This is a genomic window from Methylosarcina fibrata AML-C10, from assembly GCF_000372865.1.
Classification (GTDB): domain Bacteria; phylum Pseudomonadota; class Gammaproteobacteria; order Methylococcales; family Methylomonadaceae; genus Methylosarcina; species Methylosarcina fibrata.
On record NZ_KB889965.1, the window covers coordinates 1,484,312 to 1,498,809 of the forward strand.

Consider the following 14,498-nt stretch of genomic DNA (forward strand, 5'->3'; position numbering starts at 1 on the left):
AAGATCTGGCCGGCTTCAGTCATTCATAACAATAGAACTAGACCAAAGCTTAACTAGAAAGTTCACTACCTTTCCGATTATATGACACTTAGTCTCTTTACATCAATGTACGATACGCTTCATTTGATTCGTAGCCTGCTCCCCGAAGGAAAAATCCCGGACCGGCTTTTGAGTAAGACTAAATGGTGCGTCGACGTTATTGGAGCAGAAAGGTGGCAAAGAGATCCCATACGCCCGTCGTCGCCAGTTGCATGATCAGCGCGTCGGAGAGCACGAGTCCGCCGTATCCCCACACCAGCCAGGGATTTAAAGACCGCGTCGGCAGCCATTTAACCGCCAGGAAGAGCGCGCCGATTGCTAAAGTCGTAAAAAACGGCCCGAATACCGCTTCCCAGATCGTGCCCTGATACAGGCTGTTGAGGAAATCGATGCGACTGACCGCGGCCGACATAACGGCCAGGGTGGCCAGCAGCATCATCGATCGGTGAACCTCCGGTTGCCGCCGTTTGCTCACGCCGAGAATGACGAAACCGGAGAAGATCAGAATACTGATGATCGGCACAGCCAGAAATTGTTTCGAAGCCAAACCCCAGATTCTCAAATCGGGCGGACTGAGAAGCGTCGATTCGATCCCGAGCCGAAAGCTAAGGACGACCATGACGGCCGCAAGCCCGGCCCCGATTCGGCCGAGCAGCCGGTGAACGCGGCGGTTACCGGCCAGAATCAGGAGCGGCTGGGCCACAAACAGCACCATCCACGACGTCATGCCGATGCCGTGCAGAATCAGCAACGTCCGGATCGGCGGGGCGAGTTCACGGCCGGGATAGGCTTTGCCGTACAGATAGAACTGCCGGAAACCAAGAAACATCAGTATCAACAGCAATACCGATACGCCCGGATAAAACAGGCGGCGATAATTCGGCGAAGGCAGCTCCTTCGCCATGAGCTTTTCGAGCATTGGCATGGGATGAGTTTTTCTTGTTGTTATGATCGGCAGTTGTTTGCATGTTAAGCCCGAGTTTTCCTCACCGGCCTACTCTCAAGCGGTCATTATGGTAAAACCTGAGCGCGGCGCTCGGAAACTCGCTGCAAAGCGGCATTATAACGCCGCGCCGATAGAATGCAATCGGTATCGGTACGATTGAATCCGCTCATTCAAAATCCAGTCCTTCTTTTTTCCAGGCCTCCGTGCCGCCTTCCAGATTGGTCAGGTTACGGTAACCCAATTCATACAGAGATTTTGCCGCTTCGTTGCCCATGCGTCCGCTTCTGCAATAGAGATAAATCGCGGCATTTTTATCTTGAGGCAGCTTGTCCAGGTGTTTCCCGATTTCGTCGTACGGAATGAACAGATCGGTGCCGCGGATATGGCGTTGTTCCGGCGTATGCACGTCCACCAGAAAAACATCTTCGCTCTGCATGAGCCGGTTGAGTTCGGCCGGCGTTATCATCGTCAGATAATCGGGCTTTTGCTCCCGGCAGCCGGCAACGGTAACAAGAAAACACAGGAGAAAAAGGAAATTTTTAGCAGCCATGGATTTGAAGTTCGTAAAATAAAAGTTTTGAAAGCCGGGGTCTGGTACGGACAGGAGAAAATTGTCTCGCCCGGGTTTGTGTATGCCGAAGTCGAATGAATTCGCCGCTACCCGGCCGCTGAAAAAAACGGAGCCCTGGGGCTCCGTTCGTTTATTCGTGAGATGCGATGCTGATTTTCTTGGGCTTGACCGCTTCCCTTTTAGGTATGACGATCTCCAGCACGCCGTACTTCGATTTGGCGCTGATCGCTTCGGCATTGGCGGTATCGGGCAGACTGAATCGGCGGTAAAAAGATCCGTAAGTCCGCTCGATGCGCTTGTAGCCTTCGTGTTGGGCTTTGGCCCCGGTTTGCTTTTCACCTTTGATGGTCAAGACGCCGTTTTCCATGCTGACGTCGATGTCTTCGGGCCTGACTCCGGGAACGTCGGCCTGCAGCACGAATTTGTCGGGTTCTTCCTTGATGTCGACCGCCGGAGACCATTCGGCCGTCGCGACGGCGCCTTCGCCCGCACCGGCTTCGCGAGCGCGTTCCAGCTCTTTCTGCAATTGATCCAATAAACTCCAGGGTTGGTAGGTATAGGCCATAACAGCTTCCTCATGGTGATCGTTTTACTTCGGTTGCCCGGTAAAATCGGGGCGGCTCTGCGGCTTTTCAAGACGAAGCTCTGCAAATTGCGAAAAATGTTCTCCGCCTTGCTAAAACGACACTAACGATATCAAGTAAAGGCCCACTCCTAAAATCACCAGCCATTTGATCTTGTCCAGGGCGTCTATGGAATGCCAGTAAGAAACGGTACGGAGTTTATAATTGGCACAAGCCTGGGTCAGCCTGTCCAGACAGCGGCGGCCCCAGGAGATCAGCCCACGCAGCAGGCGATAGCCGATATAAAGGCCGGGAACCAGCATGATGTAAAAAACAATCGTTTGAGTGACGTGCAGGCTGGTTTCGAAAAAATGCTCGATCAGATGATCCAGCCCCATTTCGATCGCCTCGAACATCAAATGGCCCAATTCAAGCGATACTTCGAGAATATGATGAAACAGTTCGAGTAAAAATCCGAAAATTTCCGCAGGGAAAAGAATAAGGAGCAACACTCCAAGCAGAACGGACCCGTAATAAATTTTTCGATAAAGGGATGGATTCATTGGCGATCCTGATAATCCACAACATTTAAATCAAAGACCGGACTCCGTGCCTGTCTCCGATTTCAGAAATCCGGACCGACGCCGATTCCTTCTCCGAAAAAACGACAGCAGGCGTCTGTCTACGGTTCATACTCCGCCCCCCATTCCTGATGACTCATCCCGCAAGATGAAATCATCCGATCAACACGCATGGAATGCGATCCACCGGGCACGGCGCCGGCAACAGAAAGTTGCCGGCTCCTCTTGATTGATCCCGGATAAATGACCCGGCCACGCCATGAGAGTTTCCTTGATCGATCGATTATCCCAGCCACACCCTGGCGTTCCGGAACATTCTCATCCAGGGACCGTACTCGCCCCAATCGTCCGGATGCCACGAATTCTGCACGGTCCGGAAGCAGCGCTCCGGATGAGGCATCATGATGGTGAAACGGCCGTCGGCCGTGGTCAGACCGGCAATGCCGAACGGTGAACCGTTGGGATTGGCGGGAAAATCGGCGGTTTTCGCTCCGTAATGATCGACATGGCATAAGGCCACGGCCTGCCGTTCCAGAGCGGTCAGAGGATCGATCGAAAATTCGGCGCGTCCTTCCCCGTGCGCGACGGCGACCGGCATTCTGGAGCCCGCCATGCCGGCGAACAGGATCGACGGCGACTTCTGTACTTCCACCATCGACACCCGGGCTTCAAATTGTTCCGACGTATTGCGCAGGAAGCGCGGCCACAATTCGGCACCCGGAATGATGTCCTTCAATCCCGACATCATCTGGCAGCCGTTGCAGACGCCGAGGCCGAAGGTGTCCTGCCTTAGGAAGAATTCGGCGAACTGATCGCGCGCGCGCGAATTGAACAGAATCGATTTGGCCCAGCCGCCGCCTGCGCCCAGCACGTCGCCGTAGGAAAATCCGCCGCAGGCGGCCAGTCCGGTGAACTCGGCAAGGCTCACCCTGCCGCCGAGAATGTCGGTCATGTGCACGTCGATGCTGGTGAAGCCGGCGCGGTCGAACGCCGCCGCCATCTCGACATGGCCGTTGACGCCCTGCTCGCGCAGAATCGCAATGCGGGGCCTGGCGGACGCAATAAACGGCGCGGCAACGTCCTCTTTGACGTCGAAGGTCAAATGGGCGTTGAGCCCCGGATCCTTGTCGTCCCGAATGCGCTCGAACTGCTGTCTGGCGCACTCCGGATTATCGCGCAGAGCCTGCATCCGGTAACTGACTTCCGACCAGCAGGATTGAAGTTCCCCGCGGCTGGACGCGTACAGGGCTTTGCCGCCCTGAACGACCGTCAATTGCGGCCGATCGGTCACCTCGGCGACGACGTGGCTGCAATGGCCGAGACCCGCCTCCGCCAGAAGCGCCATGACGGCATCCAGATCGCTGCGGCGAACCTGGATCACGGCACCGAGTTCTTCATTGAACAAAATACCCGGCACGTCATTGCCCAGGCCGTCCAGCATCAGCTCCACGCCTTTTCGGCCGGCAAACATCATCTCGGCGACCGCCGCCAAGAGGCCGCCGTCGGAACGGTCGTGATAGGCCAGCAATTTGCCCTGATCATTCAACGTTTGGATCGTTCCGAAAAAAGCTTTGAAACCGGCAACATGGTCCAGATCGGGGCACTCGTCGCCCATTTGTCCGCAAACCTGGGCCAGCACTGAACCGCCCAGGCGGTTTCTGCCTTCGCCGAGGTCGATCAAAACCAAGACGCTGCCTTCTTCGACGTGCCGCAGTTGCGGCGTCAGGGTTCTGCCGACGTCGGAGACCGGCGCGAAGGCCGTGATAATCAACGACAGCGGCGCGGTCATGACTTTTTCGCCCTGCCCGTCCCGCCACACGGTTTTCATCGACAGCGAATCCTTGCCGACCGGTATCGCAATGCCGAGCGCCGGGCATAATTCCATGCCGACGGCTTTGACCGTGTCGAACAGCGCCGCGTCCTCGCCTTCGAAACCGGCCGCCGCCATCCAGTTGGCCGACAATTTGACGTCGGACAAGGACGCCACCCTGGCCGCCGCCAGATTGGTCAGCGCCTCGCCGATCGCCATCCGTCCCGAGGCCGGCGCATCGATGACGGCCAACGGCGTTCTCTCGCCCATCGCCATCGCCTCGCCGGTCAGCGCGTGAAAGCCCGAGGCCGTGACCGCGACGTCGGCGACCGGCACCTGCCAGGGACCGACCATTTGATCTCTGGCGACGAGGCCTGTCACCGAGCGGTCGCCGATATGGATCAGAAAGCTTTTATCGGCCACGGCCGGAAAGGACAGCACGCGCTGGATCGCTTGTTCGAGGTCGATGCCGGCAAGATCCAGCGGCGCCAGGCGTTTGGCCCGGCGCTGGATCGTCCGTTGCATTTTCGGCGGTTTGCCGAACAGAATCGGCATCGGCAAGTCGACCGGCTTCTCGCCGAGCAGCGCATCGTTCAGCAGAAGATGCTCTTCGGAGGTGGCCTCGCCGATGACGGCATAGGGGCAGTGTTCCCGCTCGCAAAACGAGCGGAACAGTTCGAGAGAGTCCGGGCGGATGGCGACCACGTAGCGCTCCTGCGACTCGTTGCACCAGATCTGCATCGGCGACATGCCCTTGTCGGCATTGTGCACTTCGCGCAATTCGAAGCGCCCGCCCCGGCCTGAGTCGTGAATGATTTCCGGCACCGCGTTGGACAAGCCGCCCGCGCCGATGTCGTGAATCGAGATGATCGGCGATTCGCCGCCCAGGGCATTGCAATGGTTGATCACTTCCTGGCAGCGCCGCTCCATTTCGGGGTTTTCGCGCTGCACCGAGGCGAAATCCAGATCCTCGGAGCCGGCCCCCGAGGCCTGAGAAGATGCCGCGCCGCCACCCAGCCCGATCAGCATGGCCGGCCCGCCCAGAATGATGATCAAGGATCCCGGCGGTATTTCCTGTTTGTTGACCAGCATGGGTCGAATGTTGCCCATGCCGCCGGCGATCATGATGGGTTTGTGGTAGCCCTGAAGCTGCCGGCCGTCGCTTCCGGGCGTGGGCTGCTCGAAACTGCGGAAATAACCGGCCAGATTGGGACGGCCGAATTCGTTGTTGAAGGCGGCGCCGCCGATGGGGCCTTCCAGCATGATGTCCAGCGCCGAAGCGATGCGGCCCGGCTTGCCGTGATCGGCTTCCCAGGGCTGAGGAAAACCCGGAATTTTCAAATGGGACACGGAAAATCCGGTCAGTCCGGCCTTGGGCGTCGAGCCGCGCCCGGTCGCCCCTTCGTCCCGGATTTCGCCGCCGGAGCCGGTGGCCGCTCCCGGATGGGGCGAGATCGCGGTCGGATGATTGTGCGTTTCGACTTTCATCAGAAGATGCGCGGCCTCCTCGACATAACCGTATTGGCCGGTCACCGGGTGGCGCAGGAACACCCGAGTCTCCGGCCCCGCGACGACCGACGCGTTGTCGCTGTAGGCGGACAGGATGCCCCCGGGGCTTTTTTCGGCGGTATTGCGAATCATCCGGAACAGGGACTGCGCCTGTTCCACGCCGTCGATCGTCCAGGACGCGTTAAAGATCTTGTGCCGGCAATGTTCGGAATTGGCCTGGGCGAACATCATCAATTCGACGTCGGTCGGATTCCTGCCCAGCTCCCGGAAACTGTGCGTCAGATAATTGATTTCATCGTCCGACAGGGCCAGGCCCAAATCGCCGTTGGCCTGAACCAGTGCCTCGCGCCCGCGTTCGACGACCGCCACTCTCGACAAAGGCTGAGGCTCGTGATGGCTGAACAAATCCGGTTCGGCCTCGCCGAGCAGCACGCTCTGGGTCATCCTGTCGTGCACCAGAGACGCCACCTGTTGCAAAACCGCATCGGCCAGCGGCGCGCCCGCTTCCAGTCGGTATTCGACGCCCCGCTCGATGCGGTTGACTTTGGCCAGGCCGCACCGGTTCGCGATCTCGGAGGCCTTACTGGACCAGGGGGAAATCGTGCCCGGCCTCGGCACAACCAACAATCTTTCTCCTCCCGAGACGGTATTTCCCTGTCCGGATCCATAGGCGAGCAATTGCCGGAGCAGATCGTCTTCGAGCTCGTTCAAGCGCTCGCTCAAATCGACAAAGTGCAGATAAACCGCCGAAACCGAGTGGATGGAGGCGTCGGCGTCTTGCAGCCTGTCTAACAATTTGCGGATACGAAAGTCGGAGAGAGCGGAGGTTCCAGGGATAATTAACATGAGACGGTGACAATAATGAAATTAAAAATACCTTGTGGACAGTAGAAGACCCGTTTGCCGCCTCCGGGAAGAAAGCCCGGCCCGGACCGGCTACCGATCGGCAACGGAACAAGCCCTATCGGGCCCGATCGGCATTGATCGTTTTCTGTATCAACTTCAGCAAGCGCAGGGCCGCCTCGTTTGCCATCGGCTTTCCTGCCCGATTGAGGACGGCCAGATCGGTCCGCTGATGATCCTCGACCAGTTTGAGCCAGTACTGATTATCCTTAGCTTCAACCCCGCCGAATATAAACAGGAATTCGTCCAGGAAAGAATCTTCCCTGTATGGTTTCTCTTCCGGATCATACCGGACGATGAACAAACCGTCTTCGGCATTCCGTTCGATCACTTCCAGAGAGTTTCGGCTCAACGCTTTGCCGACCTCGTTCCAGGCGACGACTTTTCCTGCGGGGATTCTGAGCCGGCTTTCGCCGTCGTCGTAAACCACGAACTCCACGCGCATTGCTTCGCTTTTGGCGGACGTCTGATCGTCAGGCTCGGCCGAGGGCGCGACCGTCTCGGCCGAGCCTTCGGCTTCCGTAGGAGCGGCATCCTCGGGGCGCGCTTCGGACTCCGGCGATGCCGGTTCCGGGCTTGAGGACTCCGTTTCGGAACGAGCCTGTCCGGACGCATTCGGCTCGATGTTCGAAGCCGGCTCGGCGTCGGCCCCGGAATCGGCCGGATTCTCACTCTTTATGGGCGGCAAATTGGCTTCGTCGAAGCGGCTCTCGGTCCGTGTTGAGGTGGCCGCGTCCGGTGGCGCGGTTTCCGCTGAAGGCGTTTCCGGCCGTTTGAAAACAGGATTTTCGCTGAGTTGCGGCGGAACCACCAGCGGCGGAATTTCGGTGGTGTACTGGTAATCCTTTTCCTTGTCCGGGAAAAGTCCTTGAATATAGCTGCAAGCCGACAAATTGACGAAAGCAGCCGCAAAAATAACGGGCAGAACCGGGCGTAGCGTCATCATGCCTCAAATCACTTCGGCCTGGCGCATCGCATCGCGCACCGCGTCATGGCAGTCGGGCGTCAGCCAGGTCAACGGCAGACGGATGCCTTTTTTCATCAGGCCCATTTCGGCGACGGCCCATTTCACCGGGATCGGGTTGGATTGAATGAACAGAGTTTTATGCAGGGCCGCCAGTTTTTGGTCGATTTTCAAGGCCTTCTCGCGGTCGCCCGCGAGCGCGGCGGCGATCATCTCGTGCACCAGGCGGGGCGCCACGTTGCCGGTCACGGTGATGCTGCCGTTGCCGCCCAGCAAGCAAAACTCGCGACTGGTCGCGTCGTCGCCGGTGTAAAGGGCAAATTCATCGCCGCTCAGCTCCCGGATCTTTGCGACTCGGGAAAGATCGCCGGTCGCTTCCTTGACGCCGACGATGTTTTTCAGACGGGACAGGCGGCCGACGGTTTCCGGCAACATGTCGCAGGCGGTCCGGCCCGGTACGTTGTATAAAATCTGGGGAATATCGACCGCATCGTTGATGGCTTTATGATGCAGGTACAGGCCTTCCTGGGTCGGCTTGTTGTAGTACGGCGTCACGATCAGGCAGGCATCCGCGCCCAATTCCCGAGCTTTCCGGGTCAGAGCGATGGCTTCGGTCGTCGAGTTGGCGCCGGTGCCGGCGATCACCGGAATTCTGCCTCGTGCGTAGTCGATCACCGATTTGATCACGTCGCAATGCTCCGCTTCGTCCAGCGTGGCCGACTCTCCGGTCGTGCCGACCGCGACCACCGCGTCGGTCCCTTCGGCAATGTGAAATTCGATCAATCTTCTCAGACTTTCCTTATCCACCGCGCCGGTTTCATCCATCGGCGTGACTAATGCAACGATACTACCTTGAATCATGAACTCTCTCGAACGGAAATGTTACTTTTAAATAATTTGGACATTATACCAAGCAAAGAGTCAAAAAGATAAAAGCGCATCGACGTAGGCCGGACTTTTCAGACAGACGGCGAAAGCCGAAAACCGTCATTTTTCTTTTCGCGGTTAAGACAGATTTAATGACTTTCAATTCAAATGACATTGAATTCATAAGAAAATTTGAATCCCATACAAACTTCATAGCATCAGCGTCATCGTATGCAGAATGACCAAGCGGAGGTATCCCATGCAAAACAATACCTGGTATTCCGGGTTTGCAAAAACCGCAGCCCGTTTCTGTGGCCAGCCGCGCGTGTTTATCGTGGCCGTCGGCATTATTGCGGTTTGGGCAATTGTCGGACCCGTCTTTCACTTCAGCGACACCTGGCAACTGGTAGTCAATACCGGCACCACGATTGTCACGTTCCTGATGGTATTTTTAATCCAGAACACGCAAAACCGCGACACGGAAGCCATCCAGCTCAAGCTCGACGAGCTGATCCGGGCCACCAAAGGCGCTCATAATACGCTTCTGGGTCTGGAAGAACTGGCCGAGGACGAGATGGAAGCGTTTCGAAAAAAATATCGGGCGCTCGCCAGAGAAGCCAAAAAAGAACTGGATCAGGGATACCGCGATACCGGCACGCCGGAACCTTAAGCCGCGGATACTTTTCCGCATCGACAACGTTTTCAGACACTGTTCAAGGAGCATCGAATACAGCCATCGGCATGGCTCCCGGAGCCGGCCCGTCAACCGGTCGGATTCTCTCTTTCCTTCCTTGCTTCGATGATCGATTGTTGAAGTTCCCGAAGCATCGCCATCGTCTCCGCTTCAAACTCCAGGCTCAAAGCGTCGCCGATTTCATTCAGCAACTGCGAGTCGATCTCGTCCAGGCTAGTCAGCAGCACTTCTTCTCCATCTTCCGCAAAAGACGCTTTGATTTGCGTCACCATCTCCTCGACCGCCACTTTTTCGGGATCGGGCGATGACGGCATGTCGCCCAGTCGGTACATCCTGGGCGCCAGTTTATCGACCAGCGTTTCCCGATGCAGAGCCCGTTTGTGGAGACAGGATTTCAGTCGTTCATCGTGGCCGGCATCGGCGACCCAGTGATAATGTTCGATCGATTTGCGGCTTGAGTTGATCACCGTATCGAGCGCAACTTGTTTTTCAGTTCTCAGCATGGCCGGTTTTCTCCTGTTTGAAATAATGCTCGGGAACATACACCTGCAGACCGTTCGGCCGCAGTTCGAAACAGGCGGGCGTCTGCGAAATGAATTCCCCGTCCGCCCAGATGTCCAGAATCTTTGACGTATGGATCCGGATGCGCTCGCCGCTGCGCAGAAAAACTCCTTCGCGGCCTTGCAACTTCCCGCCCAGCATGACGACGCTATGGCTGAGAAAGCTCCAGAAACTTTGCGGTTCGAGGCTGAACAACCCCAATTTGTGGTCGTCGACCGCCGCTTCTTCCGATAGCGCCATGCCGCCTCCGTAGAAACGGCCGTTGGCCACGGTGATGTGAATCGAATGCACGCTGAAGCTTTCGCCGTCGCAGACGATATCCGCACGATAAGAACGCATCGACCGAAAGGAGTCGATCAGGCTTTTGGCGTAACTGAAGCGTCCCCAGCGGGATTTCAGGTCGGGGGTCAGGTTGCGGTTTACTCGGACGCCCAGCCCGATATGCGCGGCATTGATAAAAAAACGGTCATTCACCTTGCCGAGATCGATGGCATGCAGGCGGCCCTCGGCAATGATCGCAGCGGCGGCTTCGGGAGATTCCGGAATAGCCAGAGTGCGGGCCAGATCGTTGGCCGTGCCCGTCGGCAGAATGCCCAGCGCAAGGCCGCATTCGGAAAGCGTTCCGGCCGCCGAGCTCATGGTTCCGTCTCCGCCCGCCAGAACGACGGCGGCGACTTCGTTCCGGCGCTGCCTGATCAATTCGTTAATATGGGCAGGATCTTCGGATTCTTCTTTGATCAGAACCATTCCGGATTCTTCAAGAATCCGGACGGCGCCTTCGAGCTCATTCGGTTGTGCCCTGCCGCTTTTTTGATTGGCGATGAAAAGCGCCTTGCGTTCAGTCATTCAAGCCGTTCCGGTCGGATAAAACGTTGATCTTGCGCCCGAAGGCTCTTCCGAAAATCGTCGGACTTGCCCGCAAGTTAAAGCCATTGTTCGCTCGAATCGGGAACAGATGCTCGGACAATGTTTTTCCGGAATCGTTTAAGCCGTAAAGCGTTTTGCCATTGTCGAGAACCAATCTCCGCCCGTTCAGCCGCCCGGTCATTTCACGGCGCCTCGTTTGCGTTTGAGTCGAGGCGGTTCCGTCTTGCTCTTTTTGGCTGCATCGATCAGCGCATGACATTCGCTGTTTTCCTCCAAACCCAGTTCGATCCAAGGAATAATCGCGGCTGCCGGCGTCAACAGCGCGCCGAGCGCGACGGAAGCGGCAGCCTTCGCTCCCAGAGTCTTGGGATCCGGATAGACGTCGGGTTCCTTGAAAGAGCCTTTGATGATCAGCGGCGCCTGGGCGCTCAGGATCGTCGGCGTCTTGGGATGAGCGGTCAGCACCAGATCGAGCGTTTCATCGCCGAGGTTGACTCCGCCTGTCCCGACGATATTGCTTTTGTTGGTATCCACCAGCAAAAGCTGAGGTTCCATGAGGCCTTGGCTCACGCTGAAATCGGCGATGACGCAGTGGATCGGAATGCTCGGATCGTGGGTCAACACCAATGCAAGCGATCTGGCGATATCGAGGCCGATCAATTCGACCAGAAGGTTGCTGATGCGGCCGTTTTCCATGATCAGCGCCACGTCGCCGTCGGCATGGCCCAGCATTTCCGCTACCGAATTGCCGATGGCGGCAAGATTGGCGCGGCCCAGAAAGCTGCCCGCGCTCTGTTCCGCAAAACGGGTCCCGGCCAGTAATCTTTTGAATGGAACTTTGCGAATTTCGAGATTGGCCTTGGTCTCGATCTTTTCCTCTCGGGCGTCCAGGCTGATGCGGGAGGTGATCTTGCCGACGTCGATGCCGAAATTCAAAGGATCCAGCGTTAACCGGCCGTGCTCCAGCTTCAGATGAGCCACGAATTCGTCGACCGGAAAATTGGGCGTGATGATGTTCTTACTGCGCAATTTAACGTCGGCGTCGCCCGCCCGCAACGCTTTGGGATCGTACGGATCGTCGGGAAACAGCCGCCGGCTTTCTTCTTTTTTCGGCGCCGTATCGGCTCCCAGGAAGCCGGCCAGATCCTTCATGTCGAGCCTCTTCGAAGCGAGGTCCGCCCGCAGAAAAGGCCGCCGGTCTCGAGTGCTGTAGGTCAGGTCGCCGGCCAGGTCGCTGCTGCCGACGTCGCCTTGAAAATTCTTTACGTTCCATTGCTCCCCCTTGCGCGTGACGTGGCCCGAAAGCCGATAGGGCGGCGTTTTCGGCAGCGACACGCCGAGCAAAGGCTGCAATTCGGACAAATCGGGGCCTTTCAAGGTGAGATTCAAATCGGGTTCCTCGAATTGCGCCGGGTCTTTCACCGTGCCTTTGGCCGTAATCAGGGTTTCCCCCAGAGCCAATTCGATATCGACCGGATAAGGCATCTTTTTTTCCTTGAGTTCCGACAACGCACCTCCGGTAGCTTCGATCTTCAGCTTCGCCTCCTGGTAGCGGCCTCGGCCCTGTATTTTGACGAACTGTTGCCGGGCCGAGGCGATGCCGCTCGCCACCGAAACGTCGATCTCGGTGACCGGATCCCGGTAGAGAAGTTGACCGTCGTCGATCGCCAGCAAGCCGATTTCGGGAAGGCTCGCCGATTCGTCACCGGATTCCTGTTCGGCGCTCCCGAACTCCCAATTGACCTCTCCCTTGCCGTTCTTTTCCAGGACGAGCCGGGGCTTGATCAGGCGAACCTCGGGAAGTACCACCTTGCCGCCCAATAGATCCTTGAGGCGAATGCTGAATTCGAGCCGATCGAGAGTGAACATTTCGGGCCGGCTGCCCCAGGGCGTATTGGCCAGTTCGATTTGATCGACGGTAATGCGCGGTGTGGTCGACACGTCGACGGACAGATCGCCCTTGATCGCAAAGCGCCGATCCAACGAAGTGCTGATCGCAGACGACAGCGGGCCACGCAGCCAGTTCCAGTCGAAAAAGGCCGCCAGCAGCACGCCGGCAATGACCAGCACCGCAATGACGATTCCCGTCCATTTCAAGATTTGTCGCATCGTTTCTCTCCCGGCACATGAAAAAAACTCCGCTTCCCCGGCAGGCCGGGAGTTTTCCTCCCGAAGAAGCCACAATAAACACTATTAAAGTGTTCCGTTCGAACTTCGCCTTTCGGTGGGCCGGAAGGCGCAAACTATTGAATCGAAAAAAAGCTTGTCCAATCTTCAGGAAACTTTCCGTTTCCTTTCAGATTGAGGCCCTGAGGCCCGAATGGCTAACTCTTTCTGCACACTTGAACGCCGACCGTTCAATAAATCAGCCCCACCGGCCGATTCCCGCGCGGAACGACGGTAATGCCCGAAGCATCGACATAATAGTGTTGAGCGTCTTGCTCACGATCGAAGCCGATTCGGGAGCCCGGTTCGATGATGTTTTTCTTGTCGACGACGGTTCGCCGCAGCTTGCTGCCCTTGCCGATCTTTACGTAATCGAGAATGATGCACTCGTCCAGTTCCACGCCTTCCTCCAGCACCACCTCGCGCCCGACGATGGAGCGGCGGACCGACGCGGCGCCCACCCAGCAGCCGGATCCGATCAGACTGTCTTCCACGCAAAGCCCGACAATTTTTGCGCAGGGACCGTCGTAGCGGGAAGAACGAACGGGCCAGTGCGGATTGAACAAATCGAACAGTGGCTTTTGTCCGAGAAGATCCAGATGCGCTTTCCAGTAGGATTCGAGCGTGCCGACGTCGCGCCAGTAAGCGGTTTCTTCATACGCTTTGGTGCCCGGCACCCGGTTGGAGGTGAAATCGTAAGCCAGCATGCGGTGCGTCTGAAACAGGCGGGGCAGGATTTCGCTGCCGAAGTCGACCTCCTTCCGCTGGTGCGCCTCCTCGACGATGCTCCTCAATTTTTCGGTCTTGAACAGATAATTGCCCATCGACACATAAGCTCTCCCGGAGTCGCCGGGCATCGGTTTCGGCTGGGCCGGCTTTTCCCGGAAAGCGCAAATCCGGCCTGCCTCGTCGGTTTCCAGCACTCCGAACGAGGTCGCTTCGGCCAACGGCACCGAACGCGCCGCCACGGTGATGTCCGCATCGTTGGCGCAATGAAACTCCGCCATTTGCCGTACGTCCATGCGGTAGACGTGATCGGAGCCGAATACGGCCACCAGATCGGATTGATGCCGGTCCAGCAGCTCGAGGTTTTGATAAACGGCATTGGCCGTGCCTTGAAACCAGTCGTCGCCAAGATGCCTTTGCGGCGGCACTTCCATGACGAAACCGGTGGAAACCCGGGACGTTTCCCAGCTCTTGTGCAGGTGCTCGATCAGAGACTGGGACTTGTACTGGACCAGCACGTAAATCAAATCCACGCTCGAATTGATCAGATTGCTGATCACGAAGTCCACCAGACGGTATTTTCCTCCGAACGGAACCGCCGGCTTCGAACGATGGGAAGTGAGCGGATGAAGACGGGCGCCTTCCCCGCCGGCAAGCACCAGCGCCACTATTCTATCGGTATTTTCCATAACGGCCTCGGCAAAATCTGAAAAATGGCCGCGTCTTGAACG

At 57.4% G+C, this 14,498-nt stretch carries 12 protein-coding genes; 1 reads left to right on the forward strand and 11 read right to left on the reverse strand.

The window, feature by feature from the left end; all coding sequences use genetic code 11:
• Positions 1–196 precede the first annotated feature (196 nt).
• From A3OW_RS0107105 to dapA, 7 genes are all read right to left on the reverse strand, one after another.
• Positions 197–964 carry a hypothetical protein gene (locus A3OW_RS0107105; RefSeq protein WP_157385815.1) on the reverse strand — a complete coding sequence of 256 codons (768 nt, stop codon included), beginning with the start codon at positions 962–964 and terminating at the stop codon, positions 197–199.
• 187 nt (positions 965–1,151) lie between these two features.
• Entirely contained in the window at positions 1,152–1,535 is a 384-nt protein-coding gene (locus tag A3OW_RS0107110) for a rhodanese-like domain-containing protein (RefSeq protein WP_020562738.1), read from the reverse strand.
• 151 nt (positions 1,536–1,686) lie between these two features.
• A complete protein-coding gene (locus tag A3OW_RS0107115; protein ID WP_020562739.1) occupies positions 1,687–2,121 on the reverse strand; it encodes an Hsp20/alpha crystallin family protein in 435 nt (144 codons plus the stop codon).
• Between the two features lie 111 nt (positions 2,122–2,232).
• A complete protein-coding gene (locus A3OW_RS0107120; protein ID WP_020562740.1) occupies positions 2,233–2,682 on the reverse strand; it encodes a hypothetical protein in 450 nt (149 codons plus the stop codon).
• A gap of 301 nt (positions 2,683–2,983) precedes the next feature.
• A complete protein-coding gene (purL, locus tag A3OW_RS0107125) occupies positions 2,984–6,865 on the reverse strand; it encodes a phosphoribosylformylglycinamidine synthase (RefSeq protein WP_026223390.1) in 3,882 nt (1,293 codons plus the stop codon).
• A gap of 115 nt (positions 6,866–6,980) precedes the next feature.
• On the reverse strand, positions 6,981–7,868 hold the full coding sequence (bamC, locus tag A3OW_RS26315; protein WP_020562742.1) for an outer membrane protein assembly factor BamC: 888 nt from the start codon (positions 7,866–7,868) through the stop codon (positions 6,981–6,983).
• Between the two features lie 3 nt (positions 7,869–7,871).
• The gene (dapA, locus tag A3OW_RS0107135) at positions 7,872–8,747 is read right to left on the reverse strand and encodes a 4-hydroxy-tetrahydrodipicolinate synthase (protein WP_026223391.1); all 876 of its coding nucleotides are present in this window, start codon (positions 8,745–8,747) and stop codon (positions 7,872–7,874) included.
• A 265-nt stretch (positions 8,748–9,012) separates the two neighbouring features.
• Here dapA and A3OW_RS0107140 point away from each other — a divergent pair, with 265 nt between their 5' ends.
• Positions 9,013–9,423: a low affinity iron permease family protein gene (locus tag A3OW_RS0107140; protein ID WP_020562744.1), complete on the forward strand. Its 411-nt coding sequence runs from the start codon at positions 9,013–9,015 to the stop codon at positions 9,421–9,423.
• Between the two features lie 92 nt (positions 9,424–9,515).
• Here A3OW_RS0107140 and A3OW_RS0107145 read toward each other — a convergent pair whose 3' ends face one another.
• From A3OW_RS0107145 to A3OW_RS0107165, 4 genes are all read right to left on the reverse strand, one after another.
• A complete protein-coding gene (locus A3OW_RS0107145) occupies positions 9,516–9,950 on the reverse strand; it encodes a DUF2383 domain-containing protein (RefSeq protein ID WP_020562745.1) in 435 nt (144 codons plus the stop codon).
• Positions 9,937–10,854, reverse strand: a complete 918-nt coding sequence (locus A3OW_RS0107150) for a lipid kinase (RefSeq protein WP_020562746.1) — start codon at positions 10,852–10,854, stop codon at positions 9,937–9,939. The genes A3OW_RS0107145 and A3OW_RS0107150 overlap by 14 nt, the downstream gene beginning before the upstream one ends.
• A 198-nt stretch (positions 10,855–11,052) precedes the next feature.
• Complete coding sequence (locus tag A3OW_RS0107160; RefSeq protein ID WP_020562748.1) at positions 11,053–12,984, reverse strand: AsmA family protein; 1,932 nt, start codon at positions 12,982–12,984, stop codon at positions 11,053–11,055.
• 248 nt (positions 12,985–13,232) lie between these two features.
• Positions 13,233–14,456, reverse strand: coding sequence for a glucose-1-phosphate adenylyltransferase (locus tag A3OW_RS0107165; RefSeq protein WP_033412234.1), 1,224 nt, complete (start codon positions 14,454–14,456; stop codon positions 13,233–13,235).
• Positions 14,457–14,498 lie beyond the last annotated feature (42 nt).

Excerpts from the sequence above, each read along its gene's own strand:
- purL (WP_026223390.1), bottom strand. The coding sequence starts at position 6,865 with ATGTTAATTATCCCTGGAACCTCCGCTCTCTCCGACTTTCGTATCCGC.
- bamC (WP_020562742.1), bottom strand. The coding sequence starts at position 7,868 with ATGATGACGCTACGCCCGGTTCTGCCCGTTATTTTTGCGGCTGCTTTC.
- A3OW_RS0107120 (WP_020562740.1), bottom strand. The coding sequence starts at position 2,682 with ATGAATCCATCCCTTTATCGAAAAATTTATTACGGGTCCGTTCTGCTT.
- A3OW_RS0107140 (WP_020562744.1), top strand. The coding sequence starts at position 9,013 with ATGCAAAACAATACCTGGTATTCCGGGTTTGCAAAAACCGCAGCCCGT.
- A3OW_RS0107110 (WP_020562738.1), bottom strand. The coding sequence starts at position 1,535 with ATGGCTGCTAAAAATTTCCTTTTTCTCCTGTGTTTTCTTGTTACCGTT.
- A3OW_RS0107165 (WP_033412234.1), bottom strand. The coding sequence starts at position 14,456 with ATGGAAAATACCGATAGAATAGTGGCGCTGGTGCTTGCCGGCGGGGAA.
- A3OW_RS0107115 (WP_020562739.1), bottom strand. The coding sequence starts at position 2,121 with ATGGCCTATACCTACCAACCCTGGAGTTTATTGGATCAATTGCAGAAA.
- A3OW_RS0107160 (WP_020562748.1), bottom strand. The coding sequence starts at position 12,984 with ATGCGACAAATCTTGAAATGGACGGGAATCGTCATTGCGGTGCTGGTC.
- A3OW_RS0107145 (WP_020562745.1), bottom strand. The coding sequence starts at position 9,950 with ATGCTGAGAACTGAAAAACAAGTTGCGCTCGATACGGTGATCAACTCA.
- A3OW_RS0107150 (WP_020562746.1), bottom strand. The coding sequence starts at position 10,854 with ATGACTGAACGCAAGGCGCTTTTCATCGCCAATCAAAAAAGCGGCAGG.
- dapA (WP_026223391.1), bottom strand. The coding sequence starts at position 8,747 with ATGATTCAAGGTAGTATCGTTGCATTAGTCACGCCGATGGATGAAACC.
- A3OW_RS0107105 (WP_157385815.1), bottom strand. The coding sequence starts at position 964 with ATGCCAATGCTCGAAAAGCTCATGGCGAAGGAGCTGCCTTCGCCGAAT.